The following is a 25,456-nucleotide window of genomic DNA, read 5'->3' as shown; positions in this document are numbered from 1 at the left end:
GGTCGGGCGGCAGGGTGTCGCGCATCGGCGTGGCCATGGTGAACTGCTTGCCCTTGCCGGGGATCAGGGCCAGCAGGCTCAGGATCCGCACCTCGGGCTGCTGGCCGATGATCAGGACATTGGCCCCGTCCAGCCGGCGACGCAGCACCGAGTCGTCGAAGTCCAGCTTGTCCGGCATGAAGGCCGGGACGCCCATGACATAGACCGTGCTGTCGCCGTCGCTGACCTTCCACCAGGCCGGTCCGGTCAGGCGGGCATTGACGATCAACTCCTCGACCAGGTTGGCCTGGCTGTCGACCGGCGTCAGGGCGACGGGCTTGGTCTGGTGGATCGAGACCTCGTTCTTGCCCTGCTCCTGGGCCAGGGCGGAACCGCAGCACAGCAGGGAAATCGCCAGGCCGGCGGCGGCGAAACGGGTCAGGGTCACTATCTTCAGATCCTCGAACGCTCGCGGAATCGAGCTAAACTCATCGATCTCCGCCGCTGGCCGTCCGGTCAACTTAAGGAGTTGCAATGCTCGAGCTTCGGTTCGGGCCTGCCCCGTTGAAAGTCCGCTTGATGCCCATCCGCCGCCTGCCGCCCGAGACCGTCAACCGCATCGCCGCCGGCGAGGTGGTCGAGCGCCCGGCCAGCGCCATCAAGGAGCTGGTCGACAACGCCATCGACGCCGGCGCCACGCGGATCGAGGTCGAGGCCCACGGCGGCGGCCTGACCCGCATCCTGGTGGCCGACGATGGCTGCGGTCTGTCGGCCGAGGAACTGCCGGTGGCCATCGAGCGCCACGCGACCTCCAAGCTGGCCCCCGACGAGGACGGCCTGTGGGACCTGCTGCGCATCCACACCATGGGCTTCCGGGGCGAGGCCCTGCCGTCAATCGGCTCGGTGGCGCGGCTGACGATCAGCTCGCGCGCCAAGGGCGGCAACGACGCCTTCTCGATCCTGGTCGAAGGCGGCCAGGTCGGCGATGTCGCGCCCGCCGCCTTCCCCGGCCCTCACGGCGCGCGGATCGAGGTGCGGGATCTGTTCTACGCCACCCCCGCGCGCCTGAAGTTCATGAAGTCCGAGCGCGCCGAGGCCCTGGCGATCACGGAAGAGATCAAGCGCCTGGCCATGGCCAATGAGAGTATCGGCTTCTCGCTGGACATCGACGGCCGCCGCATCCTGCGCCTGCCGGCCGAGCATCCGGGTCCGCAAGGACGCCTGGCGCGCCTCGCCGCCGTGCTGGGCCGCGACTTTCAGGACAATGCGCTGGAGATTGACCAGACCCGCGACGGCGTGCGGCTGTCGGGCTTTGCCGGCCTGCCGACCTACAACCGCGGCAACGCCGCCCACCAGTACCTGTTCGTCAACGGCCGCCCGGTGCGCGACCGCCTGCTGACCGGCGCCCTGCGCGCGGCCTATGCCGATTTCCTGGCGCGGGATCGCCACCCGACGGCGGCGCTTTACGTCACGCTCGATCCGACCGAGGTCGACGTCAACGTCCACCCCGCCAAGGCCGAGGTGCGGTTCCGCGATCCGGCCCTGGTGCGCGGCCTGATCGTCGGGGCCCTGCGCCACGCCCTGGCCGGCGCCGGCCACCGCGCCTCGACCACCGTCGCCAACCAGGCCCTGGACAGCATCCGCGCCCAGCAGAGCCCGTTCCCCGGCTACCAGCCGCAGTATCAGCCGGGTCCCTCGCCCGCCGGCTTCTCGGCCTGGCGCGAAGGCGGCTGGACGCCGCCGACGCAGCGGCCGATGGACCTGCCGGGGCTCAACGAGGTGTCGGCCCGCGTGGAGCCCAGCTTCGGCGGTGAACTCGCCGAGGTCGTGCGCGAGGCCTACACGACCGTCGCCTTCGAGGACCGCCCGCAGCAGGACTACGCGCCCGCCGCGCCGTTCGACCCGGTCGACTTCCCGCTGGGGGCGGCGCGGGCCCAGGTGCACGAAACCTACATCGTCTCCCAGACCCGCGACGGCATGGTCATCGTCGACCAGCACGCCGCCCACGAGCGCCTGGTCTATGAGCGCATGAAGGGCGAGATGGCCGCCGGCGGCGTCGCCCGCCAGACCCTGCTGCTGCCCGAGGTCGTGGATCTCGATCCCGCCGAGGCAGAACGCGTGATCGCCCGCTCCGAAGAGCTGGCGTCGCTAGGCCTGGTCATCGAAAGCTTCGGCCCCGGCGCGGTGCTGGTGCGCGAGACCCCGGCCCTGCTGGGCAAGACCGACGCCGCCGCCCTGATCCGCGACATCGCCGACGACCTGGCCGAGAACGGCCAGGCACTGGCGCTCAAGGAACGGCTGGAAGAGGTCTGCTCGACCATGGCCTGCCACGGCAGCGTCCGCGCCGGGCGGAGGCTCAACGGCGCCGAGATGAACGCCCTGCTCCGCGAGATGGAAGCCACGCCCCACTCGGGTCAGTGCAACCATGGGCGGCCGACCTATGTGGAGCTGAAGCTGTCGGACATCGAGAAACTGTTCGGGCGGCGGTAGTTAGATCCTCCCCCGCGATGCGGGGGAGGTGGCCCAGAGGGCCGGAGGAGGCCAACGCGGCATGCGTCCAGCTCGCCCCCTCAGTCGCTTCGCGACAGCTCCCCCGCATCGCGGGGGAGCATCTTTGCCGCCCAAACGTTGGCCTCCAAACCCGGAGGCCTCCCCATGCAAATCCATCGCGGCCGACTGATCGACCACATCCAGCTGCGCGCCAGGGACCTGGAAGCCACCAAACGCTTCTATCGCGCGGTGCTGGACGTCCTCGCCGTCCCCTATAACGAGGACGACACCCACCTGGACTGCGACGAGATCTGGATCGACGCGGGCGAGCCGGCCACGCACATCCACCTGGCCTTCCAGGCCAAGGACCAGGAGGCGGTGCAACGTTTCCATAAGGCAGGCCTCGAAGCCGGCGGCCGCGACAATGGCGGCCCTGGCGAGCGGCCCTATCATCCGGGCTACTACGCCGCGTTCCTGATCGATCCGGACGGCAACAATATCGAGGCGGTATTCCACGGCCCGGCCGAACGCTCGGCCGACAGCGTGGTGTTCACCTTCGAGATGCCTAGCGCTTAAGCCGCGTTCTGGGCCAGAGCCAGGGGCGCGCCGTCGGGGCCGCCGATGGGGTTGTCCAAGAGCTCGGTGACGGCCAGGCCCTGGACCAGGGCGATGCCGCCGGCCTTGGCCGCTTCCAGCTCGACCGACGAACCGACGCCGGCCAGCGCCTGAACGACGCCCTTGGCGGCGTAGCCGGACTTGCGCTCGACGAACTTGAGGATCTGCTTGAGACGATCGTGCTCGGTCTCGCCGTCCAGCACCAGGGTGATGGTGTCGACCAGCTCGGGCGGCAGGCCCTGGATCGGGAAGGTCGGGTCGCTGATCCGCACGTCCAGACGCGCGAAGCTGCTCTTCAGGAACGCCCGCATCTGCTGGATCATGCCGATCGAGGCCTCGCGCGGCGTGGCGTAGATCGTGGCGACTAGGCGCGGCTGCTGGTCCAGCGGATAGCGCGACAGGCGGCTCCTATAGGCGTCCTGCGACGGCGGCGTGGTCAGGTTCCAGAAGCCGAACGGCACGTGGATCTCGCCATAGGGCCCCTTCTTCAGGGCGGCCTGGGCGTCGGTCAGGCAGACCAGATCACGCTTCAGCAGCTTGGCGTCGTCCTCGGGCGCGGGGCCCAGCAGGTCGGAACGCATGCCGATGGTCGAGCCGACAAAGGCGCCCTGCGCCAGGTCGTAGACGCCCCACCAGCCGGTCTCGGCGGGCGGCGGCGGCGGCGCGACCTTGGCCTCGGCCTTCTTGGCGGCGGGGGCCGGGGCGGGCGCGACCTTGGCGGGCGAGGCGACCGGCACGGGCTCCGGCGTGACCTTGGGCGCTTCCACGGCGGTGGGGATGGTCGAGATCGGCGCGGCGCTCTTGGCGGCCGGCGGAGGTTCTTTTTCGATCGTGGTGGCGGTCGTCATGCCGCCCGACGCCGTCTTTTCGGCGGCCTTCTCCTCGGCATAGACCTTGGCCTCGGCGCGGGTGCTGGGCAGCGGGCCGTCGATGGAGTCGGCGGTGATCACGTGGACACGGCCGGGCTCGCCTTCGTAGCCCTCGCCGTTCATCAGGCCGCGCAGTTCCTTCTGGGTCAGGGCGGCGAACTTCAGCACCGCCTGCTCGTCGCCCTCGAAGGTCATCAGGGCGATCTGGCCGATGGGACGACCGGGGAACAGCACCTTCTCGAGTTCGGCGGCCAGGCCCTGGACCTCGGTCGGATCCAGATGCTCGACATTGTGGTCGGCGATGACGAAGGCCAGGGGGGCCACGGCCCCGCACTTGCGCGGCTTGCGCCAGCGGGCCTTCAGGAACGCGTCCGCCACCCCCTGCGCCTTGTGCTTGGGGATGTCGCCCGGCTGGCTTTCGCCATCGGCGGTGAACAGGATGCGGAGACAAGCGATGGCCGTCATGAGGCCTGACGCTAGCGCGCCTTCATTTGCGATTGGTTACAACCGTCGGGATAACGACGTTTTATCTAGACCTGAGGGCGCGTCGTTACGCCGCACCCGTCCAGGTTTAGACAAAGGTTTCGCTGAGCCGGAACTCCAGCCGCTCGCGGATCGCCGGCCAGTCGTAGTCGGTGATCGAGAACACCGCCGTGTCGCGCACGTGGCCCGTCCAGGTGACCTTGTGATTGCGCAGCACGCCTTCCTTGCTGGCGCCCAGCTTCTGCACCGCCGCCTGGCTGCGGGCGTTGCGGACGTCGACATTGAACTCGACGCGGATGGCGCCGGCCTTCTCGAAGGCGTGGGCCAGCAGCAGGCGCTTGCTTTCCGGATTGACCGGGCCCGAGCGCGCGTCGGGGTTCAGGAAGGTCGAGCCGATTTCCAGCCCGCCATGCAGCCGGCGAACGTTCATGTAGCTGGAGGTGCCCACCACCTTGCCGTCGGACAGGCGGCGAATGACGTAGCCGACGCGCTCGCCGCGATCGGTCTCGCCCTGCAGCGCGCCCCAGAAGTCCTCGAAGCCCTCGCCGCAGCCATTGACCGACATGATCTCCCAGCTGTCGGGATCACAGTCGATGGCGGCCTTCAGCTCGTCGCGGTGATCGACGGTGATGGGTTCGAGCCGCACGTAGCGGCCCTGCAGGATGTCGGCGGTCAAGGTCAGCATGACTGCCGTTGTCGGACAGGCTTGCCGCCCGCGTCAAGCCGGTCTACAACCACTTCAAACAAGCGTTTGACATATGGATAAGCGGGTAGAGGGAACGCCATGGACTTCGATATCTCCCCCACGCAGCGCGCCTTCCTGGATCGCGTCACCGCGTTCATGGAAGAGCACATCGTTCCGGCGATCCCGGTCTACGAGGCCGAGATGAACGTCCTGGGCGCCGAGCGCTGGAAGGTCGTGCAGGTCGTCGAGGAGCTTAAGAAGAAGGCCAAGGCCGCCGGCCTGTGGAACTTCTTCATGCCGCCGCACAGCGGCCAGGTTCACGTCGACGACACCTTCCAGTTCGAAGGCGTGCAGCTGACCAACCTGGAATACAGCCTGATCGCCGAACAGCTGGGCAAGGTCGGCTTCGCCTCGGAAGTCTTCAACTGCTCGGCCCCCGACACGGGCAACATGGAAGTGCTGATGCGCTACGGCACGCTGGCGCAGAAAGAAAAGTGGCTGCGCCCGCTGATGAACGGCGAGATCCGCTCGGCCTTCCTGATGACCGAGCCGGCCGTGGCCAGCTCGGACGCCACCAATATCGAGACCCGCATCGAGCGCGACGGCGACCACTACGTCATCAACGGCCGCAAGTGGTGGTCCTCGGGCGTGGGCGATCCGCGCTGCAAGGTCGCCATCGTCATGGGCAAGACCGATCCGACCGCCTCGCTGCACCAGCAGCAGAGCCAGATCCTGGTGCCGCTGGACGCGCCGGGCATCGAGATCGTCCGCATGCTGCCGGTGTTCGGCTATGATGACGCCCCGCACGGCCACGCCGAGGTGATCCTCAAGGACGTGCGCGTGCCGATCGAGGATGGCCTGCTGCTGGGCGAAGGCCGCGGCTTCGAGATCGCTCAGGGGCGCCTGGGCCCCGGCCGCATCCACCACTGCATGCGCACCATCGGCACGGCGGAAGTGGCGCTGGAAAAGATGTGCCGCCGCCTGATGAGCCGCAAAGCCTTCGGCAAGTACGTCTCGGATCACTCGGTCTGGGAAGAGCGCGTCGCCGACGCCCGCATCGACATCGAGATGTGCCGGCTGCTTTGCCTGAAGGCCGCCGACATGATGGACAAGGCCGGCAACAAGTCGGCCCGCCTGGAGATCGCCATGATCAAGGTCGCGGCCCCGCGCCTGGCCCTGAAGATCATCGACGACGCCATCCAGGCCCACGGCGGCGGCGGCGTGACCACCGACTTCGGCCTGGCCAAGGCCTATGCCGGCATCCGCACCCTGCGCCTGGCCGACGGCCCGGACGAGGTCCACCAGCGCACGATCGCGCGGATGGAATACGGCAAGTACGGCGACCTGGTCTTCAAGCAGAAGGCCGAGAAGGAAGCGGCCATGCAGGTGCCGGGGATTCGGTAGGCTTTACCTGCCCTTCCAAAAATCCCGATCTCCCCGGCGAAAGCCGGGGCCCAGATTCAGCCTGAGCATCTGGGGATGATCCGAGCTACTGCCCAGATCAAATCCACGACGAAGTGGGTTCGATCTGGGCCCCGGCTTTCGCCGGGGAAACGGACCTAGAGCTAGAGCAATAATCAGGCGGACACCCTCGCCCCTTCCGGCAACACTCCGCCGATGAGTCGTCCCCCCCGCCTGCTCCTGGACCGCCAGCCCTCGCCGATCGGCGAGCTGCTGATCGTCACCGACGAGGGCGGCCTGCTGCGCGCCGTCGACTTCCATGACCATGAACACCGTCTCGACCGCCTGCTCAAGACCCACTACGGCCCGCTGCGCCCCGAGCCAGGCGCCGCGCCCGCCGCCATCCGCGAAGCCATGGCCGCCTATTTCGCCGGCGACCTCGCCGCCCTGAACACTATCGCCTGGGCCACCAACGGCACGGCCTTCCAGCACGCGGTGTGGACGGCGCTAACCCAGATTCCCGCCGGCGAGACGATCACCTATTCAGAACTGGCACGCCGCGCCGGTCGCCCGGCCGCGATCCGCGCCGCCGGTCATGCCAATGGCTCAAACCCGCTCAGCATCGTCGCGCCCTGCCACCGGGTGATCGGCATGGACGGAAAGCTGACGGGCTATGGCGGCGGCATCGAGCGCAAGCGCTGGCTCTTGGCCCACGAAGGGGTCAGGCCAGGCTCGTAACCCCTCGCAGCACCACCCGGCCGATCTGGAAGAACGGCAGGCTGAGCGTGATGCCGATCAGGGCGTTGAACACCATCGCGCCGTTGTTGTAGCGCCCCGCCGCGCCGTCCAGGGCCGCCGAGACCGCTCGGCCCGCCGCCGCGCCCAGCCAGGCCACGGCCAGCGCCAGCGCCATGGCCGCGCCGATGCGGGGCTGGTAGCCCAGATACAGCGCCGCCACCCCGTGCGAAGCGATCAGCACGCCGCCCAGCGCCCGGCCCTCGGCGAACAGCGGCGGCTTGGGAGTGTCCTCGTCGGCTAGGCCGGCCAGGTCCAGCATCACCTGCGGCCGCGCCAGGATCATGCCGCCCAGCGTCCCACCGATGATGCAGGCCACGACCGCCAGGAGCAGCGACAGGACATAGCTGGACATCAATCTTCCTCAGGCGGGCGCGTGGCAGACGGCCTCGACGTTTCGGCCGTCGGGGTCAAGCACGAAGGCGCCATAGTAGTTGGGATGATAATGTGGCCGCACGCCCGGCGCGCCATTGTCGGTCCCGCCCGCCGCCAGGGCCGCGGCGTGGAAGGCGTCGACCTGGCCGCGGTTGGCCGCCAGGAACGCCACGTGCATCGGCCCCGTGGCGGTCTCGCCCTGGCCCACCCAGAAGCTGGGCTTGCCGGCCTGGATGTCGCGCCGATCCTCGGCCGGACCATAGCCGTAGAAGGCCGAGCCGCCGGTCTCCTCGGCGCTGACGCTCATGACGATGGTGATGCCCAGCGGGGCGAAGGCGGCGTCATAAAACCGCTTGGCCGCCTGGAGATCGCGGACCGTGACGCCCATATGGTCGATCATCGAAGGCTCCTCCTTGTTAACCGTCCGCGAAAAGTTCACGGCCGGTCTTCTTGACTCCCCGGAGGGGGCTGCCTAACTCACGCCCGTCGTTAGCACTCGGAGGGAGCGACTGCTAACAGTCACGCTCCCCTCGGCCGACGAGCCCCTTTACTGAAACCGTTCCGACGGAGAACCACAATGAAGTTTCGTCCCCTGGGCGACCGCGTCCTCGTGAAGCGTGTCGAAGAAGAAACCAAGACCAAGGGCGGGATCATCATCCCCGACACCGCCAAGGAAAAGCCGCAGGAAGGCGAAGTCGTCGCCGTCGGCCCCGGCGCGCGCAACGACAAGGGCGAAGTCGTCGCCCTGGACGTCAAGGCCGGTGACCGCATCCTGTTCGGCAAGTGGTCGGGCACGGAAGTGAAGGTCGACGGTCAGGACCTGCTGATCATGAAGGAAAGCGACGTCCTGGGCGTGGTCGAGGGCTAATCGCCTCTCCCCTCCAGACAACTTTCCTCTTCCAAGAATTCCAGATTTAGAAAGGCGCCCAACATGGCCGCTAAAGACGTTTATTTCGGCTCGGACGCGCGCGACAAGATGCTGCGCGGCGTCAACGTGCTCGCCAACGCCGTGAAGGTGACCCTGGGCCCCAAGGGCCGCAACGTCGTCATCGAAAAGTCGTTCGGCGCTCCGCGCACCACCAAGGACGGCGTCTCGGTCGCCAAGGAAATCGAACTGTCGGATAAGTTCGAGAACCTCGGCGCGCAGATGATCCGCGAAGTCGCTTCGAAGACGAACGACAAGGCCGGCGACGGCACCACCACCGCCACCGTGCTGGCGCAAGCCATCGTCCAGGAAGGCCTCAAGTCGGTCGCCGCCGGCATGAACCCGATGGACCTGAAGCGCGGCATCGACAAGGCCGTCGCCATCGCCGTCGAGGACATCAAGTCGTCGTCGAAGAAGGTCACGACCAACGCTGAAATCGCCCAGGTCGGCACCATCTCGGCCAACGGCGACAAGGAAGTTGGCGAGATGATCGCCAAGGCCATGGACAAGGTCGGCAACGAAGGCGTCATCACCGTCGAAGAAGCCAAGACCGCCGACACCGAGCTCGACGTCGTCGAAGGCATGCAGTTCGACCGCGGCTACCTGTCGCCGTACTTCATCACCAACGCCGACAAGATGGAAGTTCAGCTGGAAGAGCCGCTGATCCTCCTGTTCGAAAAGAAGCTGTCGTCGCTGCAGCCCCTGCTGCCGGTGCTGGAAGCCGTCGTCCAGTCGGGCCGCCCGCTGGTCATCATCGCTGAAGACGTCGAAGGCGAGGCCCTGGCCACGCTGGTCGTCAACAAGCTGCGTGGCGGCCTGCGCGTCGCCGCCGTCAAGGCTCCGGGCTTCGGCGACCGCCGCAAGGCCATGCTGGAAGACATCGCCATCCTGACCGGCGCTCAAGTCGTGTCGGAAGACCTGGGCATCAAGCTCGAGAACGTTTCGCTGGAAATGCTCGGCCGCGCCAAGAAGGTCTCGATCACCAAGGACGACACCACGATCGTGGACGGCGTCGGTGAGAAGGGCGACATCGAAGCCCGTATCGCCCAGATCAAGCGCCAGATCGAAGACACCACGTCGGACTACGACAAGGAAAAGCTGCAAGAGCGTCTGGCCAAGCTGGCCGGCGGTGTTGCCGTGATCCGCGTCGGCGGCTCGACCGAAGTCGAAGTGAAGGAAAAGAAGGACCGCGTTGACGACGCCCTGAACGCGACCCGCGCGGCCGCCGACGAAGGCATCGTCCCGGGTGGCGGCACCGCCCTGCTGAAGGCTTCGAAGGCTCTGGCCGGCGTGACCGGCGAGAACGACGACCAGACCGCCGGCATCGCCATCGTCCGTCGCGCCCTGCAATCGCCGATCCGCCAGATCGCCGAGAACGCCGGTGTCGAAGGTTCGATCGTGGTCGGCAAGATCCTGGAAAACGCCTCGAGCTCGTTCGGCTTCAACGCCCAGACCGAGCAGTATGTCGACTTGGTCGTCGACGGCGTCATCGACCCGGCCAAGGTCGTCCGCACCGCTCTGCAGAACGCCGCCTCGGTGGCCGGCCTGCTGATCACGACGGAAGCCGCGATCGTCGAAGCCCCCAAGAAGGGCGGCGGCGCCCCGGCCGGCGGCGGCATGCCGGGCGGCATGGGCGACATGGACTTCTAAGAAGTCCTGTCAGCTACCAGCTGAAAAAGATGAGGGCGGGGCCGCGAGGCTCCGCCCTTTTTCTTGGCTGAAACACGCCCCTCTCACCTTCCCGTGAGAGGCGAAAATCGTCCGCATCCAAATTTCGCCACAGGCGTTAACGACCGGCCAAGTTTGAGAGCATGGAGGCGGTTGATGGCGTTCGTGCGTGAAATCCCCACCCATCGTCGGCGGCGGCTGTCGCGGACGACGGTCGTGCTGGCGGGCCTGTCGGCCTGGCTGGTGCTAGGCCTGGTCAGCCAGGCGGCTTTCCAGCTGATCGGCTAAGCCCTCTTGCGCAGGCGTACGGGCAGGCTACATCCCGCCCATGTTCCGCCAGCGCCCCGACGCCGATCTGATCGTTCAAGGCTGGGTCATCGGCGTGATGGTCGAGGTCCCGGGCGAGCGCGCGCCCGTCCGCCACTACTTCGCCGTCGGCAAAGCCGATCGGGCTCAGGCCGAGTGGACTGCCGTCGACCTGGCGATGAACGCTGGCTCGGTCGCCTCCAGCCCCGTAAGCGGCAAGGAGCCGGTCGAGGCCCTGCGCGAGATCGTCGCCTATCGCATGCGCGAGCTGGGGCTGAAGCCCGGCGAGGCCCGCGCGCTGGGCGACAAGAACCCCCGCCGGTGGCTGTCGCTGTAGGCTACATTCAGCTTCTGAGTTCTCTCAAACCCGATCGTCCCCGCGAAAGCGGGGATCCAAGCCGAATCAAAGGGTCATCGCTCGGCCTCACCCCATCCTGAAAGCCAGCTTGGGTCCCCGCTTTCGCGGGGATAGTCGGTAATGGGGAGGCGCTCTAGTGGCGCTTGCCGCCGCCGCAGTTGCAGCCGCCGCCACCGCCCCGGCCGCCCACGCGCACCGAGACCGACGATGAGGCCGAAGCCGAAGCGCTGGCCGAGGCCGACGACCGGCCCGAGGCATAACCGCCGGCCCATCCGCCGCCGCCCACCAGGCCATAGCCGCCATAACCACCGCCCCGTCCGCCCGACTGGGCGCCGACATAGCCCATCGGCAGCGGCGGCGGCTCGACATAGCCCCACGCCTGGGTCGGGGCCGACGCCGCGTTCCAGCCGCCGCCAGCGCCGTAGCGCGAGCCGGAGTAGCTGGAAGACGACGAGCTCTCTTCATAACGCTCGGTCTCGCGGGTCTCTTCGTAGCTCTCGACCGCGCGCTCCTGATAGCGAGGCGCCGGACGCTCGACATAGCGGTCCACATAGACCGGACGCTCGATATAGACGGGCTTCTCGATGACCCGCTCGATCGGGACCTCGATGCGCTTTTCGACATAGACCGGCTTTTCCACGACCTTGACCACCGGCACTTCGACGCGTTTCTCGACCACCACCGGCTTTTCGATCACGCGGTCGACGGGGCGGTCGACATAGACGGTCTTCTCGACGATGCGCTCCACCGGCACCTCGACGCGTTTTTCAACGACGACGGGCTTTTCCACGATCTTGACGACCGGGACCTCGACCCGCTTTTCCACGATGACTGGCTTCTCGATCACCTTCTCGACCACCTGGGTGGTGGGGCGATCGACATAGACCGGCTTTTCCACGACGACCGGGCGGTCGACATAGACCACCTTGGTGCGGGGCTTCGGCGCGGGCCGGGGGGCGACCCGTTTCGGCACACGCTCGCCACGCACCGGCGCGCCGGGGAAGCCGTCGGCCAGGGCGGGCGAAATCGCCGCCGCGCCAGCAAAAGCGGCCGTGGCGCCAACCAGGAGAAGGGTCCGGAGAGACATCGCCGTCCTCGTACGCAAAGCATTGCCGTCCCGGAGCGGGACGACTCCCGCCTTATCCCGCAATCCCCGCGCCAAGACCCCTTGGCGAGCAGCGTTCTCTGTGGTCATGCTCCGCGCCAAACGAGTGTTTGAGGGGAAATGACGATGGCGAGAACCCTGGCCGCGATGGCCTTGACCCTAGGCCTGGCCCTGACCGGCGCGGCGTGCGCGCAGGCGCCGGCGAACGTCGCCCCCAACGACTACGGCAATAAGGACAGCTGGCTGTGCTGGCCCGGCCGGACCGACGCCTGCGCGGTCGACCAGACGACCACCATCGTCCAGGCCGACGGCAAGACCGCGACCGAGGCGTTCAAGGCCGCCACGGCGCCGACCTATGACTGCTTCTACGTCTATCCGACCGTCTCGACCGATCCGGGCGGCAACAGCGACATGACCATCGACGCCGCCGAGCGCGGGGTGGTCGAACAGCAGCTCGCCCGCTTCGCGTCCAAGTGCCGGGTCTTCGCGCCGATGTACCGCCAGGTGACCCTGGCGGCCCTGCGCGCGGTGATGATGGGCCAGCCCTCGCCGGGCAACGGGGTTCTCGCTTACGGCGACGTCCGCGACGCCTGGCGCTGGTACCTGGCCAACGAGAACAAAGGGCGCGGCGTGGTCCTGATCGGCCACAGCCAGGGCTCGCGCATGCTGCTGGACCTGCTGAAGAACGAGATCGACGGCAAGCCGGCCCAGAAGCGGATGATCTCGGCCTATGTCCTGGGCATGAACACGCCGGTCACCGACGGCAAGTTCGGTTCGATCCCGCTGTGCACGAAGGCTGACGAGGCCGGCTGCCTGGTGACCTATGTCTCGTTCCGCGCCAGCGCCCCGCCGCCGGCCAACAGCCGCTTTGGCAAGACCGACGAGCAGGGCCGCCGCGCCGGCTGCGTGAACCCCGCCGCCCTGCTGGCCGGCAAGGCCTCGACCGACGAGGCCAATCTGCACGCCTACCTCGGAACCAAGCCGTTCCTGTCCAGCCTGCCGCCCAAGCCGTTCGCCAAGGACGTGACGGTGACGACACCGTTCGTGTCGCTGCCGGGCCTGCTGTCGGCCAAGTGCGTCAGCGAGGGCGACTTCACCTATCTGGCGCTGAAGGTGAACGCCGACCCGGCCGACCCGCGCACCGACGAAATCACCGGCGACATCGTCGTCCCGGGCATGGGCCTCCTCAAGGACTGGGGCCTGCACCTGATCGACGTCAATCTGGAGATGGGCGACCTGGTGGCCCTGGCCGATCGTCAGGCCAAGGCGTACGCGGGACGCTAGAACCCACCCACGGGTCCTAGCGTCATCGAATGCCGGCGGCGGGTGTCGACGTCCGCTCCGGCCCGCGCAAGACGTGCGGCTAGCCTTTCGGGCCGGCCGCCGCCTTGAACACGGTGACGCCCAGAAGCATCACGATCACGAAGCCGAGCAGGAACAGGAAGAACAGGATCTTGGCCACGCCGGCCGCCGCGCCGGCGACGCCCGTGAAGCCCAGGGCCCCGGCGACCAGGGCGACGATGGCGAGAATGATGGCCCACTTGAGCATTCGGGTTTCCTTCACAAGGCGTCTGAGCGGCGCCGTTGGAAAATCAACGTCTCGTCCGCGCACGCCGTTCCTTGTTTTCGCCGCCCGGCGCCGCTAACTCGAAGCCATGGCCTCCAAGCCCGAAAGCCCGACCGAACCCTTCAAGCGCGCCCTGGCGCACGCCGCGCGCTCGCTCGCCGAGACGCCGGACCTGGAGGTCGTGTTCTCCGGCGATGGTCCCCAGCTCTTGGGCAAGCGGGCGGTGCTGCCGCATCCGCCGCGGGACCTGTCGTCCAAGGAAGCCGCGCGCATCCGGGGCCTGGCCGACCAGATGGCCCTGCGCCTGGCCCACCACGACCCGATGGCCCACGCCCGCGCCCGTCCGGCCTCGCCCGACGGCCAGGCGGCGTTCGAGTCGATCGAGCAGGCCCGCCTGGAAGCGATCGGCTCCAATGCGCTGGGGGGCGTGCGCGCCAACCTGACCGCCGCCCTCGAGGCGCGGCTGGAGAAGCAGGGCCTGACCCGCGCCGTGGCCATGGACCGCCAGTCCGCGCCGATGGCCGAGATCCTGGGCCTGATGGTCCGCGAGCGCCTGACCGGCGACGCCCCGCCCGACGGCGCCAAGGCCCTGGTCGACATCCTGCGCAACGACATCGAGCTGCGGGCCGGCAAGGACCTGGACCGTCTGGCCGCCGCCATCGACGACCAGGCCGCCTTCGCCCGGATCACCCGCGAAGTCCTGCGCGACCTCGACCTGGGCGAAGACATGTCCGAGGCCACCGAAAGCGCCGACGAGGACGACGGCGAGGACGAGGGCGCGACCGAGAATTCCGACGAGGATCAGGGCGAGGGCGAAGGCGAGCAGCCGGAAGGCAGCTCGCCGCAGGAAAGCGAAGCCTCCGACCGCGAGACCGAGGCCGGCGACGAGGAAATGGTCCAGTCGGACCAGGAAGGCGAGCCCGAGGAGTCCGACGAGACCCCCGACATGGGCGACGGCGCCAAGGCCGCCCGTCCCGACACCAGCAACGCCCAGGGCGGCGAGCCGCTGTATAAGGTCTTCACCACGGCCCACGACGAGATCGTCTCGGCCGAGGACCTGTGCGACGCCGAGGAGCTGACCCGCCTGCGGGCCTATCTGGACCAGCAGTTGAGCGCGCTCTCCAGCGTGGTCTCTCGCCTGGCCAACAAGCTGCAGCGCCGCCTGTTGGCCCAACAGAACCGCGCCTGGACCTTCGATCTCGAGGAAGGGATGCTGGACGTCGCCCGCCTGACGCGGGTGATCATCGACCCGACCGCGCCCCTCTCCTTCAAGCAGGAAGAGGACCAGGAATTCCGCGACACCGTCGTGACCCTCTTGATCGACAATTCCGGCTCGATGCGTGGCCGGCCGATCATGGTGGCGGCGATCTGCGCCGACATCCTGGCCCGCACGCTGGAGCGCTGCGGCGTCAAGACCGAGGTGCTGGGCTTCACCACCCGCGCCTGGAAGGGCGGGACCAGCCGCGACGAGTGGATCAAGTCGGGCAAGCCCGCCGCGCCGGGCCGCCTGAACGACCTGCGCCACATCATCTACAAGGCCGCCGATGCCCCTTGGAGAAGAGCTCGCAAGAACCTGGGCCTGATGATGCGCGAGGGTCTCCTGAAGGAGAACATCGACGGCGAGGCGCTGATGTGGGCGCACCAGCGGATCATCGGCCGGCCCGAAGCCCGCCGCATTCTGATGGTGATTTCCGATGGCGCGCCGGTGGACGACTCCACCCTCAGCGTCAATTCGGGCCACTATCTGGAGCGTCACTTGCGCCAGGTCATCGGTGAGATCGAGGGCAAGAGCCCCGTGGAGCTGATCGCCATCGGCATCGGCCACGACGTCACGCGCTACTACCGCCGCGCCGTCACCATCGTCGACGTCGAGCAGCTGGGCGGGGTGCTGGTCGAGCAACTGGCCGCCCTGTTCGAGGAAGAGCCGCGCCAGATCGCCCGTACGCGCGGCCTGCTGGCTCCGCCGCCGGTCGTGACGCCCCAGGCCCCGAAGACCGGCAAGGTCCCCGCGTGATCGGTCCGCGGTTCGCGCTGATCCTGGGTCTGGTCGGCGGCCTGGGCGGCATGGCCACCCAGTGCACGCCGCGCCGCGACCCGCCGGTGGTCGCCACGCCGCCCGCGCCGGTCAAGGCCGGCCCCGAGATCGGCGTGGTCGCCACGCCCGTGCCGCTGGACGCGGCCAACCCGGCCAAGATCGACGCTGGCGGCGGCTTCACCTATGCCGGCGGCCTGCACCTGACCAGCGCCGACACCACGCGCCTGCACGGCCTGTCGGACCTGTCCGTGAGCCCCGACGGCCGCCTGACGGCGATCAGCGACGACGGCGACGTGTTCGAGGCCAAGCTGCAGCTGGACGCTGCCGGTCGCCTGATCGGCGTCACTGACGGCAAGCTGTGGCCGCTGAAGGGCCCCGACGGCCAGCCGCTGCAAGGCAAGGAGCACACCGACGCCGAGGGCCTGGCCGTGCTGCCCAACGGCGACCGCCTGGTCAGCTTCGAGCGCAATCACCGCATCTGGCGCTACGCCGTCGGCCCCGACGGCCAGTGGAGCCTGCCCGCCCCCGCGCCCAAGCCCGCCACCATCTTCCCCGACAACGAGGGCATGGAGGCGATCAGCGCCTATCCGGCCGCCGGCCCCGACGCCTATCTCGTCGGCGGCGAGGAGGGCGAGGTGTGGCTGTGCCGCCTGTCGTCGGACTGCAAGTCGCTGCCGCCGCAATCGGGACCGGACTTCACCTGGGGCCTGACCGGCTTCGCGCCCTTCGCGGGTACGGCCATCGCCACGCTGCATCGCGGTTATGACCCCGTGCGCGGCTGGCGCTCGGTGGTGCGGTTCATCTCCGACCCGACCAAGCCCCTGGCCCAGCAACGCACCTCGGCCGCCCTGCACATCGAAGGCGCCATGCCGCGCGACAACTTCGAGGGCGTGTCTCTGACCGCCCCGCCGGCGGGCGCGCCGGCCGGCTCCACGCGGATCTATGTGATCTCGGACGACGGCGCGGTCAGCAACAGCCAGCGCACCCTGCTGCTGGCCTTCGACTGGGTCGCGCCGCCCATGCCCGCGCCGCTTCCGCCCAAGCCGGTGAAGCGCCCCGTTCGCAAACGCTAAAGCTGTTTCGTTTCACACGACACAGTTTCATTGCCAACTATATGATACTATTGAACTTTTTTCCGAAAAATCGAACTTCGCACTTGCAATAGGTACCGGTACCAGATACCGGTGTCAGTGACGGACGACGAGAGGGCGAGAACCTGGGCCGTCAGAGGAACGCACCTGGAGGCGGTTGAATCCAACCTCCTTTCCGGGACTATCAAAATGATCCGTCTGCTCGCTATCGCTATCGCCGCCCTGATGTCGACCGCCGCCGCCACCTCGGCCAGCGCCGGTGAAATCACCATCAAGGTCGCCGGTCGCGCCACTCCGGCAGTCCACGCCGACATCATCACCGCCGCCAAGCAGCTGTGCCAAGAAGACCTGGCCGGCAACCGCGACGCCGCCGACCTGGCCCCCTACTGCGTCCGCGAAATCACCCGCGACGCCGTCTCGCGCACCAAGAGCCCCGAGCTGGTCGCGTACGACAAGGCCCAAGGCCGCAGCGTGTACTTCATGCGAGTCGCCGCCCGCTAAGTAGCGGACCGCTCTCTGAAGCCAAGAACAGGCCCGCGAGACCTCGGTCTCGCGGGCTTTTTCGCGCCTGTTTTCTGGCGTGCAACCGATTGTTCGTACGCGAAACACCGATATGCTCAAGCTAAGAGTGCAATGCAATATAATCGTTGATAACCCAAGAGAACGTTGCTATATGCAACGCGACGGGCTGAGCAGGCGATAGACCGGGTACGGGCCGTCAGAGGAACGCGTCTGGAGGGGGTTGAACACAACCCTCTTTCGGAACTTTCGAGATGATCCGCTCCATCGTTCTGGCCGCTTCGGCCATCGTTCTCGCCGCCGCCGCTCCGGCCTCGGCCGCCGAAATGCGCGTCAAGCTGGCCGGCAAGTCGGCCGCCGAAGTCCGCGCCGAAATCGTCAAGGCCGCCTCGACCGTGTGCTGGCAAGACATCCGCGGCGAAGCCCTCGCCGGCTACCTGTATCCGGCCTGCATTCGCGCCTCGGTCAACGACGCCGTGTCGAAGATCAACAACCCGGCCCTGACCGCCTACAACGCGGCCAACCCGTCGTCGGGCGCCGTCGTCGCGCGCTAAGCGACCACTAAGTACCAAAGCGTTCAAAACCCGCCGCGGCAGAGGTCGCGGCGGGTTTTGCTTTGCCTGGATTAGGCTTCCAGCGCCCGGGCCGCCATGGTCGCCTTGGCCCACCATGCCAGCTCGTCCAGGGCCGCGGTCGCCGACGGCAGCAGGTGGCTCTCGATGTCGGCGATGGTCTGCGTGCCGCCGACCGGCGGATAGATGGCCATGAAGTCGGCGCCGCCGATGTGCACGGCGCTGCGGGTCGAGACCATCTGCAGCTCGATGCCGATGCCCCGCAGGTGTTCCACGGCCCGCGCGGCCCCGACGCCGCCATAGCCGATCGCCGTGAACGGCTTGCGCTCCCACTCCTTGTAGGCCTGGTCCAGCGCGTTCTTAAGCACGCCAGTGATCGAGTGGTTGTACTCGGCAACCACGAAGACGAAGCCGTCGAAGCGCGCCAGGGTCTGCTGCCAACGCACCGCCTCCGGGCTCTGGCTGGGCATCCAGCGATTGGAGGCCATCTCGTCGAACAGCGGCAGCGGGTGGTCGCGCAGATCGACCAGCTCTGCTTCCAGGTCGCCGCGCGCCTGGACCTGCTTGAGCATCCATTGCGCCGGCGCGTCGGCGAAGCGCGTCGGACGGGTCGAGCCGACGATCACGGCGATACGCGGTTTGGCAGTCATGATAACCTCGGGTACTCAAGTTTCTGATAGAAACCTGATTACGAAAATTATCCGCCACCGCGTAAGGAGGCACTTTGTCGGCACTAGATAACCTGGAGGATACCGCCTGCCAGGGCGATCCCTCCCATTGCGAGCACATCAGCCGCTTGCTGGCGCGGATCAGCGACAAGTGGACCCTGCTGGTGGTGCGCACGCTGGGGCCTGGCCCTCGGCGCTTCAACGCCCTACGCCGCGAGGTCGGCGAGATCAGCCAGAAGGTGCTGGCCTCGACGTTGCGGGATCTGGAGGAGAATGGGTTCGTCTCGCGCACCGTGACGCCCACGACGCCGCCTCAGGTCGAATACGCCCTCACCGACCTCGGTCGGGAGTTTCTGACGCCGGTAAAGGCCATGGCCGAGTGGGCGGTCGTCAATTCGGCCCGCATGGACGCCGCGCGCGCTCGTTATGCCGAGCGCCGGGCGCTCGACTAGGAGCATTCACGACGAAAAGCCCGCCGGGAGACCCCGGCGGGCTTTCGTCGATCAGCCTTGAAGGGCCGTAAGCCTTAGGCGGCTTGCGCGGCGGCCTTGGCCTTGGCCTTGACCTGCGACTTGATCTTCAGGGCGCGCGGCGACAGCTGCTCGTCCTTGGCGCCCAGCAGGAACACGTCCAGGCCGCCCTTGAAGTCCAGGGTGCGCAGGGCCGCGTTGCTGATGCGCAGCTTGAAGCTCTGGCCCAGCGACTCCGACTGGAGCGTGGCGGGCGACAGGGCCGGCAGGAAGCGGCGCTTGGTCTTGATGTTCGAGTGGCTCACATTGTGGCCGACCATCGGACCGATACCGGTAAGTTCGCAACGGCGCGACATGGTGGTTACCTTGGCTTGGGCGAAGCCGATTGGCTCGGTGAAGAGCCTGACCCCGCTAAGATATGAATTCGGACACACGGTTGGGCAGGCCGACCGCGCGAGAGCGGGCGATATAGGCGAAGGGCTGCCTATGAGTCAAGGCATGAGGCTCGCAACCGCGAAGGAACCCGACGCCCTATCGCCGCCTTCAAGCACGGTTCATATCGCACTCTATATAGGAGCGGCATGAAGGAGACCCGTCGTATGCGTTCCACCGTCCTCGTCGCTGTTGCCGGCGCGACCCTGTCCGTCGGCGTCGCCGGCTTCAGCTTGGCCCAGACGACGGCGCGCGCGCCTGCCCGCTCTACGATTCTCCCCGGGCAATGGGAGTACGACTACAAGATCGGCATGATCCCGGTCAGCAACGAGACCAAGTGCCTGAAACCCGCCGACGCCGAGCAGTTCTCGCGCGGCATCTGCACCAAGCGTTATCGCTGCGACTACACCACCAATGTGGTCAAGGACGGCAAGATCCAGCTGAAGGGCACCTGGACCGACAAGAAGGATCGCGTCTCGCCGGTCACCGCCGACGGGACCTATTCGCCCGAGGCCTTCAAGATGGACATCCACATCAAGACCATCAGCGGCATGCCCCTGGCCGGCAGCCTGACCGCCAAGCGCCTCTCGGCCGAGTGCGCGCCGGAACAGAAGAAGGCGGAAGAGAAGGCTGGGGAGACGGCGGCGAGGTAGCCGCTCTTCCGAAACCGATTTGTGGTTAATCTGCTTTAAGCTACAATAGCTTGTAGGGAACAAACACTGAATCGGAGAACGTCGCCGATTCGGTCCTGATTCGTTTCGCCCCTGTTCGGAGAAGCGTTACCGCGCGTTAAGAGGCGTGGGCGGATGATCCGAAAACGCCCTCTCTCATAGAGAGAGGGAGGGGCCCGCCGCCTAAGGCGGTGGGAGGGTGAGAGGTTTCACCGCTCACCGGAAAATCCCGAGCTGTTCCGCTAAATCTTCAAGGCAGAGACAAGCCCGCCGCCTCGTCGGAGCTTCATTCGGCGAGAGCGTACCCTCTCACCCTCCCATCGCTTCGCGATGGGCCCCTCCCTCTCTCCATGAGAGAGGGTTTTCTCTCTACGCCCCGCGCGGCGGCGCGACCGAGAATTCCAGATCAAACAGCGTCGGAACCGCGCTGGTCTTGGCCTTCTCGATGGTCAGCAGCCGGGCCTTGGTCTCGGCCCCGCCCGGCGCCGAGAAGCCGCCCATGTTTCCCGAAGACCCCAGCACCCGATGGCAGGGCACCACGATCGGCCAGGGGTTCTCGCCCAGGGCCTTGCCGACGGCCCGCGCCGCGCCCGGCTCGCCCATGGCCTTGGCCACCTCGCCATAGGTCGAGGTCTCGCCCGGCGTTATGGCCCGGGCGATCTCGTAGACCCGCAGGTTGAAGACCGTCTGGCCCTCCAGGTCGAGGGCGATGTCCGACAGGTCGTCGCGGCCGCCGGCCAGCAGGTCGCGGATCCGCTCGATGATCGCATCCATCTCCGGCGAGGGCTCGGCCTCGACCGCCTCGGGGAATCGACGCCGCAGCCGCGCCCAGGCCGCGCCCGGCGTGGCGTCCGGCAACTGCACGCCGATCAGGCCGCGTTCGCCCCAGGCGAGGCCGCAGCGCCCGATCACCGTGTCGAAAAGGGTGAAACCCTGGGCGGTCATGCGAGAAAAATAGCAGGCCTGTTGCGTGTCGGAAGGGGCCGCCTTTACGATTTCCGGAACTTGCTGTCCGGAGACGCATCCCTTGCGCCGTTTCGCTCTCGCCGCCCTGCTGGCCGTCACCTCGATCACCTCGGCGAATGCCGCCGACATCCTGATCCATGGCGGCCCGATCCACACCGGGGTCGACGCCGCGCCGACCGCCGAAGCGGTGCTGATCCGCGACGACAAGATCCTGTTCGTCGGCGCCCTGGCCGCCGCGAAGACCAAGGCCGCCAAGGACGTTCGCGACATCGACCTGAAGGGCGCGGCCGCCTATCCGGGCTTCGTCGACGCCCACGCCCACCTGGTCGGCATCGGCCTGCGCGAGCTGACCCTGAACCTGGACCAGACCAAGTCGGTCGCCGAACTGGTCGCCACCGTGAAGGCCTATGCCGCCGCCCATCCCGAGGGCGCGATCTTCGGCCGAGGCTGGATCGAGACCCACTGGCCCGAGAAGCGCTTCCCGACCAAGGCCGACCTGGACGCCGCCGCGCCGGGCCGCATCGTGGTGCTGGAGCGCTCGGACGGCCACGCCAGCGTCGCCTCCAGCGCCGCCCTGGCCAAGGCCGGCGTGACCGCCGCCACCGCCGCTCCGGCCGGCGGCCAGATCCTGAAAGGCGCCGACGGTTCTCCTGACGGCATGCTGATCGACCACGCCCAGAGCTTGGTCGAGGGCGTCATCCCACCACCGTCCGAAGCCCTGAAGCGAGAAGCCGTCCGCAAGGCCGGCGCGCTCTACGCCTCGCGCGGCTGGACCGGCATGGACAATATGAGCGTCATGGCCGACGACCTGGCCCTGATCCGCGACGAGGCCGCCAAGGGCGCCTTCCAGATCCGCGTCGACAATTACATGGACCCCAGCGGCGCGGCCGAGGTGCTGGCCAAGGGTCCGCAGACCGACGCCACGGGGCTGATCCGGGTGCGCGGGATCAAGCTCTATATGGACGGCGCCCTGGGCTCGCGCGGCGCGGCCCTGCTCGAGCCCTACAGCGACGCCGAGAGCCTGGGCCTGCAGCTGACCCCGCAGGACAAGGGCCTTGCCTTGATGAAGCAGGCCAAGGCGGTCGGGGCGCAGGTGGCCATGCACGCCATCGGCGACCGTGGCAACCGCATGACCCTGGACTGGTTCCAGCAGAGCCTCGGGGGCGACACCGCCGCCCGCTGGCGCATCGAGCACTCGCAGATCGTGGCCGACACCGACGTGCCGCGCTTCGCCAAGCTGGGGGTCATCGCCTCGATGCAGCCCAGCCACGCCATCGGCGACCTCTATTTCGCCCCCGCGCGCCTGGGCAAGGCGCGCCTGCACGAGGGCTATCGCTGGAACGACTTCCTTAAGGCCGGGGTCGTCGTGGCCGCCGGCTCCGACGCCCCGGTCGAGGTCGGCGACCCGCGCATCGAGTTCTACGCCGCCGTCTATCGCCACAGCCTGACCGGCTTCGCCAACGAGGACTGGCATCTGGAAGAGGCCGTCACCCGCGCCCAGGCCCTGAAGATGCTGACCCTGGCCCCCGCCTACGCCGTCTTCCGCGAGAAGGAGCTGGGCACACTGGAAGCCGGCAAGAAGGCCGACGTGACGGCCTTCGACAAGGACCTGATGACCGTGGAGCCCAAGGCGATCCTGACGGCTCAGCCGGTGCTGACGGTGGTGGATGGGAAGGTGGTGTTCGAAAAATAGCAAAGGCCCGGGAATAAACCCCGCCGCTCGCCGGTCTCTCCTGCACAACACCGGAGAGACCGATGAGCAGATCCCCTGATGGATTGGCCAAAGAAGGCCTGGATCGACGCCAGACCCTGCAGTGCCTGGGCTGGGCGGGAACCGGCGCGCTGTTCGCCATGAGTGGCGGCGTCGCCCGGTCGACCACCCTGGACAGAGCTACAACCGCTCCCGCCGCGCCGCTGAGCTTTGTCCAGATCAGCGACACGCACCTGGGCTTCGGCAAGGCGGCCAATCCCGACACCACCGCGACGCTGCGCGAGACGATCGGGCGCATCAAGATGCTGCCGCGCAAGCCCGATTTCGTCGTCCACACCGGTGACATCACCCACCTGGCCACGCCGCAGCAGTTCGACCTGGCCCAGCAGGTGTTCAGCGAGCTGGGCGTACCGGTCTTCGCCATTCCCGGCGAGCACGACATCGTCGACGGCTCGGACCCGCGCCCGTTCCTGGCCCGCTTCGGCAAGGACGCGAAGGGCGACGGCTGGTACAGCTTCGACATCGGCGGCACGCACTTCGTGGCGCTGAACAACGCCCTGGTGCTGGGCGACATGGGCATGGGCACGCTGGGCCGGGCCCAGCTGGACTGGCTGAAGGCCGATCTTGCGCCCCTGCCCGCCTCGACCCCGATCGTGGCGCTCTCGCACTTCCCGCTGTGGAGCCTGCAACCGGCCTGGGGCTGGGGCACGGTCGACGCGGCCGAGGCACTGGCCCTGCTGGCGCGGTTCGGCTCGGTGACCTCGCTGAACGGTCACGTGCACCAGTTGCAGACGCGGGTGGAGGGCAAGGTCCGCTTCCACGCCGCCCGCTCGACTGCCTATCCGCAGCCCGCGCCGGGCGTCGGGGCCGGTCCCGGCCCGCTTGTCGTGCCGCCCGAGCAGCTGCGCGGGGCCATCGGCTTCTCCTCGCTCGAGGTCGTGGCCGTCGACGCCCCGATCGCCATCACCGACACCAGCCTGGCGTAACCCTGCATGATCCTCGCACTGCTCGCGGCCGCCACGGTGGCCATCCCCGCCGGTGACTCCGTCCATGGTGGCCAGCTCTACCAAGGCTGCATGGGCTGCCATTCGCTGGACGAGAACGACGTCGGCCCCAAGCATCGCGGCGTGGTCGGCCGAGCGGCCGGCGCCGTGCCGGGCTACGCCTATTCCAAGGCGCTGAAGGGCTCCGGCCTCACCTGGACCCCGGCCATGCTGGACCAGTGGCTGACCAATCCGCAGGCCCTGGTCCCCGGATCCAAGATGTACTTCCGGCTCACCAAGCCGCAGGATCGCGCCGACATCATCGCCTACCTGGCCAAGCAGAAGTAAGCCGTTCCGTCATGCGCCGCCTGTCCATGCCGCGTCTGGTCTTCCGCCGGGAGCCTGCGAAAGAGGACCAGACCGCAAAGGAGCGTTTCCAGTTCCTGGTGCTGCCGCACCTGGACGCGGCCTATGGCTATGCCCGCTTCCTGTGCCGCGAGCCGACGGCGGCCGAGGACATCGTGCAGGAGGCCTTCCTGCGCGCCTACAAGGCGTTCGGCTCGTGCCGGGGCCAGGAGAAGGCCTGGCTGATGGCCATCGTCCGCAACTGCTGGCGCGACTGGGCGACGGAGAATGGCCGGGCGATCCCGACAGCGGAACCTCCAAAAAACGCTTTCTTTGAGCCCCCGGACGAGGAGACGCCGCTCAGCCTGCTGGAGCGCAAGAGCACGGTGCAGACCATGCGCCGCTGCATCGACGCCTTGCCCGAGCCGTTCCGCGAGGCCCTGGTGCTGCGCGAGCTCGAAGGCCTGTCGTACAAGGAGATCGCCGAGGCGACGGCCGCGCCGATCGGCACCGTCATGTCGCGCCTGGCCCGGGCGCGCGACATGCTCTCGGCCATGCTGGAGCCGGAGACCGAACAGTGGAAGAAGGCCCGATGACCGCCTGCACCGACAAGGAGATGGCGCTGCAGGCGCTGTTCGACGGCGAGCTGGATCCCGTCGCCGCCGCCAGCCTGGAAGAGCACCTGCGCGGCTGCGCCGGCTGCCGCGCGGCGCTGGCCCGGCTGGAGGCGGTGCGCGAGGCGCTGAACGTCGAAGGCCTGCGCGAGGTCGCGCCAGACAGGTTGCGCGCGAAGATCGTGGCCCGGACCGTGGGCGCCCCGGCCCGCAAGCGCTTCTCCCTGCGCGACGGCGCCATCGGCGCGATCGCGGCTGGCGTGCTAGCCGCCGTCGTCGCCCCGCAGCTGGCCGCGCCCAGCCTGACCACCGCCCTGGTCGACGGCCAGGTGCGCTCGGTGCAATCGGGCCACCTGGTCGATGTCGAGACCTCGGACCGCCATACGGTGAAACCCTGGTTCAATGGCCGCGTCGACTTCGCCCCGCCGGTCTTCGACCTCAAGGACCGGGGCTATCCGCTGATCGGCGGCCGGCTGGACGTGATCCAGCGCCAGAACGTCGCCGTGCTGGTGTTCCGCCGTCACCTGCACACCATCAACCTCTTCATCCGCCCGGCCGGCGCGGCGCCGCTCCTGAAGACCAGCGCCCGCCAGGACGGCTACGCCTTGCGCGGCTGGCGGGCCGGCGGGCTGGAATTCTGGGCGGTGTCGGACATCGAGGCCGCCGACCTGGCGGCGTTCGAGCGGGAATTCCGGACGGCGGCGCGGATGTAGTCCCGCGCCGCTTGCCTCCCCACGATTCCCGCCCCACCTTCCAAG

General features: G+C 68.0%; 29 protein-coding genes and 1 pseudogene. 20 read left to right on the top strand and 10 right to left on the bottom strand.

The annotated features are described in order from the left end of the window. Positions 1–471 (bottom strand): annotated as a pseudogene (locus J7528_RS16120) (TraB/GumN family protein); the annotation flags it as partial. 87 nt (positions 472–558) lie between these two features. On the opposite strand from J7528_RS16120, the gene mutL reads away from it, so the two are divergent. Continuing rightward, entirely contained in the window at positions 559–2,469 is a 1,911-nt protein-coding gene (mutL, locus tag J7528_RS16115) for a DNA mismatch repair endonuclease MutL (protein WP_291876383.1), read from the top strand. Between the two features lie 165 nt (positions 2,470–2,634). Beyond that, positions 2,635–3,045 carry a VOC family protein gene (locus tag J7528_RS16110; protein ID WP_291876380.1) on the top strand — a complete coding sequence of 137 codons (411 nt, stop codon included), beginning with the start codon at positions 2,635–2,637 and terminating at the stop codon, positions 3,043–3,045. Here J7528_RS16110 and J7528_RS16105 read toward each other — a convergent pair. Then, complete coding sequence (locus J7528_RS16105; RefSeq protein WP_291876377.1) at positions 3,042–4,418, bottom strand: hypothetical protein; 1,377 nt, start codon at positions 4,416–4,418, stop codon at positions 3,042–3,044. The two genes, J7528_RS16110 and J7528_RS16105, sit on opposite strands and share 4 nt — an antisense overlap. Positions 4,419–4,524: 106 nt before the next feature. Continuing rightward, positions 4,525–5,121 carry a GNAT family protein gene (locus tag J7528_RS16100; RefSeq protein ID WP_291876375.1) on the bottom strand — a complete coding sequence of 199 codons (597 nt, stop codon included), beginning with the start codon at positions 5,119–5,121 and terminating at the stop codon, positions 4,525–4,527. 99 nt (positions 5,122–5,220) lie between these two features. Between J7528_RS16100 and J7528_RS16095 the strand changes: the two genes are divergently transcribed. Further along, complete coding sequence (locus J7528_RS16095) at positions 5,221–6,525, top strand: acyl-CoA dehydrogenase family protein (RefSeq protein ID WP_291876373.1); 1,305 nt, start codon at positions 5,221–5,223, stop codon at positions 6,523–6,525. 213 nt (positions 6,526–6,738) lie between these two features. Further along, on the top strand, positions 6,739–7,260 hold the full coding sequence (locus tag J7528_RS16090) for a methylated-DNA--[protein]-cysteine S-methyltransferase (protein ID WP_291876372.1): 522 nt from the start codon (positions 6,739–6,741) through the stop codon (positions 7,258–7,260). On the opposite strand, the gene J7528_RS16085 is transcribed toward J7528_RS16090, so the two are convergent. Then, entirely contained in the window at positions 7,244–7,672 is a 429-nt protein-coding gene (locus tag J7528_RS16085) for a DUF4345 family protein (protein ID WP_291876370.1), read from the bottom strand. The genes J7528_RS16090 and J7528_RS16085 overlap by 17 nt on opposite strands. A gap of 9 nt (positions 7,673–7,681) precedes the next feature. Beyond that, a complete protein-coding gene (locus J7528_RS16080) occupies positions 7,682–8,092 on the bottom strand; it encodes a VOC family protein (RefSeq protein WP_291876368.1) in 411 nt (136 codons plus the stop codon). A gap of 177 nt (positions 8,093–8,269) precedes the next feature. Between J7528_RS16080 and groES the strand changes: the two genes are divergently transcribed. The 4 genes from groES to J7528_RS16060 all read left to right on the top strand — a co-directional run bounded on the left by groES (position 8,270) and on the right by J7528_RS16060 (position 10,928). Beyond that, the gene (groES, locus tag J7528_RS16075) at positions 8,270–8,560 is read left to right on the top strand and encodes a co-chaperone GroES (RefSeq protein WP_291876365.1); all 291 of its coding nucleotides are present in this window, start codon (positions 8,270–8,272) and stop codon (positions 8,558–8,560) included. A gap of 63 nt (positions 8,561–8,623) precedes the next feature. Beyond that, a complete protein-coding gene (groL, locus tag J7528_RS16070; protein ID WP_291876363.1) occupies positions 8,624–10,267 on the top strand; it encodes a chaperonin GroEL in 1,644 nt (547 codons plus the stop codon). Between the two features lie 174 nt (positions 10,268–10,441). Further along, positions 10,442–10,573 (top strand): hypothetical protein, encoded by a 132-nt coding sequence (locus tag J7528_RS16065; protein ID WP_291876362.1) that lies wholly within the window; start codon positions 10,442–10,444, stop codon positions 10,571–10,573. A gap of 40 nt (positions 10,574–10,613) precedes the next feature. Further along, positions 10,614–10,928: a hypothetical protein gene (locus tag J7528_RS16060; protein WP_291876360.1), complete on the top strand. Its 315-nt coding sequence runs from the start codon at positions 10,614–10,616 to the stop codon at positions 10,926–10,928. Between the two features lie 154 nt (positions 10,929–11,082). Here J7528_RS16060 and J7528_RS16055 read toward each other — a convergent pair whose 3' ends face one another. Next, positions 11,083–12,036 (bottom strand): articulin, encoded by a 954-nt coding sequence (locus tag J7528_RS16055; RefSeq protein WP_291876358.1) that lies wholly within the window; start codon positions 12,034–12,036, stop codon positions 11,083–11,085. 144 nt (positions 12,037–12,180) lie between these two features. Between J7528_RS16055 and J7528_RS16050 the strand changes: the two genes are divergently transcribed. Next, complete coding sequence (locus J7528_RS16050; protein WP_291876355.1) at positions 12,181–13,338, top strand: DUF3089 domain-containing protein; 1,158 nt, start codon at positions 12,181–12,183, stop codon at positions 13,336–13,338. Positions 13,339–13,417: 79 nt separating this feature from the next. Here J7528_RS16050 and J7528_RS16045 read toward each other — a convergent pair whose 3' ends face one another. Next, complete coding sequence (locus tag J7528_RS16045; RefSeq protein ID WP_291876352.1) at positions 13,418–13,603, bottom strand: DUF1328 family protein; 186 nt, start codon at positions 13,601–13,603, stop codon at positions 13,418–13,420. 106 nt (positions 13,604–13,709) lie between these two features. Here J7528_RS16045 and cobT point away from each other — a divergent pair, with 106 nt between their 5' ends. The 4 genes from cobT (at position 13,710) to J7528_RS16025 (ending at position 17,820) form a co-directional block, all read left to right on the top strand. Continuing rightward, entirely contained in the window at positions 13,710–15,635 is a 1,926-nt protein-coding gene (cobT, locus tag J7528_RS16040; RefSeq protein WP_291876350.1) for a cobaltochelatase subunit CobT, read from the top strand. After that, a complete protein-coding gene (locus tag J7528_RS16035) occupies positions 15,632–16,729 on the top strand; it encodes an esterase-like activity of phytase family protein (RefSeq protein ID WP_291876348.1) in 1,098 nt (365 codons plus the stop codon). Before cobT ends, J7528_RS16035 begins: the two co-directional genes overlap by 4 nt. 207 nt (positions 16,730–16,936) lie before the next feature. Continuing rightward, positions 16,937–17,248 (top strand): hypothetical protein, encoded by a 312-nt coding sequence (locus J7528_RS16030; RefSeq protein WP_291876345.1) that lies wholly within the window; start codon positions 16,937–16,939, stop codon positions 17,246–17,248. 272 nt (positions 17,249–17,520) lie between these two features. Beyond that, entirely contained in the window at positions 17,521–17,820 is a 300-nt protein-coding gene (locus J7528_RS16025; RefSeq protein ID WP_291876342.1) for a hypothetical protein, read from the top strand. Positions 17,821–17,891: 71 nt separating this feature from the next. On the opposite strand, the gene J7528_RS16020 is transcribed toward J7528_RS16025, so the two are convergent. After that, positions 17,892–18,488, bottom strand: coding sequence for an NAD(P)H-dependent oxidoreductase (locus tag J7528_RS16020; protein ID WP_291876340.1), 597 nt, complete (start codon positions 18,486–18,488; stop codon positions 17,892–17,894). Positions 18,489–18,562: 74 nt separating this feature from the next. Here J7528_RS16020 and J7528_RS16015 point away from each other — a divergent pair, with 74 nt between their 5' ends. Next, positions 18,563–18,958 carry a helix-turn-helix domain-containing protein gene (locus J7528_RS16015; protein ID WP_291876337.1) on the top strand — a complete coding sequence of 132 codons (396 nt, stop codon included), beginning with the start codon at positions 18,563–18,565 and terminating at the stop codon, positions 18,956–18,958. 74 nt (positions 18,959–19,032) lie between these two features. Here J7528_RS16015 and rpmB read toward each other — a convergent pair whose 3' ends face one another. Next, positions 19,033–19,332 carry a 50S ribosomal protein L28 gene (gene rpmB / locus J7528_RS16010; RefSeq protein WP_125155294.1) on the bottom strand — a complete coding sequence of 100 codons (300 nt, stop codon included), beginning with the start codon at positions 19,330–19,332 and terminating at the stop codon, positions 19,033–19,035. A 243-nt stretch (positions 19,333–19,575) separates the two neighbouring features. Here rpmB and J7528_RS16005 point away from each other — a divergent pair, with 243 nt between their 5' ends. Next, entirely contained in the window at positions 19,576–20,061 is a 486-nt protein-coding gene (locus J7528_RS16005) for a DUF3617 family protein (RefSeq protein ID WP_291876334.1), read from the top strand. Positions 20,062–20,448: 387 nt separating this feature from the next. On the opposite strand, the gene J7528_RS16000 is transcribed toward J7528_RS16005, so the two are convergent. Continuing rightward, on the bottom strand, positions 20,449–21,024 hold the full coding sequence (locus J7528_RS16000) for a methylated-DNA--[protein]-cysteine S-methyltransferase (RefSeq protein WP_291876332.1): 576 nt from the start codon (positions 21,022–21,024) through the stop codon (positions 20,449–20,451). An 82-nt stretch (positions 21,025–21,106) separates the two neighbouring features. Here J7528_RS16000 and J7528_RS15995 point away from each other — a divergent pair, with 82 nt between their 5' ends. The 5 genes from J7528_RS15995 to J7528_RS15975 all read left to right on the top strand — a co-directional run bounded on the left by J7528_RS15995 (position 21,107) and on the right by J7528_RS15975 (position 25,411). Further along, positions 21,107–22,738 (top strand): amidohydrolase, encoded by a 1,632-nt coding sequence (locus J7528_RS15995; RefSeq protein ID WP_291876330.1) that lies wholly within the window; start codon positions 21,107–21,109, stop codon positions 22,736–22,738. A gap of 62 nt (positions 22,739–22,800) precedes the next feature. Beyond that, a complete protein-coding gene (locus tag J7528_RS15990; RefSeq protein WP_291876328.1) occupies positions 22,801–23,742 on the top strand; it encodes a metallophosphoesterase in 942 nt (313 codons plus the stop codon). 6 nt (positions 23,743–23,748) lie between these two features. Beyond that, a complete protein-coding gene (locus J7528_RS15985; protein WP_291876326.1) occupies positions 23,749–24,087 on the top strand; it encodes a c-type cytochrome in 339 nt (112 codons plus the stop codon). Positions 24,088–24,098: 11 nt separating this feature from the next. Next, positions 24,099–24,680, top strand: coding sequence for a sigma-70 family RNA polymerase sigma factor (locus J7528_RS15980; protein WP_291876324.1), 582 nt, complete (start codon positions 24,099–24,101; stop codon positions 24,678–24,680). Further along, positions 24,677–25,411 (top strand): zf-HC2 domain-containing protein, encoded by a 735-nt coding sequence (locus J7528_RS15975; protein WP_291876322.1) that lies wholly within the window; start codon positions 24,677–24,679, stop codon positions 25,409–25,411. Before J7528_RS15980 ends, J7528_RS15975 begins: the two co-directional genes overlap by 4 nt. Positions 25,412–25,456: the final 45 nt, after the last annotated feature.

Origin of the sequence: Caulobacter sp. (genome assembly GCF_017744445.1) — a bacterium.
GTDB lineage: Bacteria > Pseudomonadota > Alphaproteobacteria > Caulobacterales > Caulobacteraceae > Caulobacter.
Note: the sequence above shows the minus strand (reverse complement) of the source record. Positions and strands in the feature narration are given on the sequence as shown.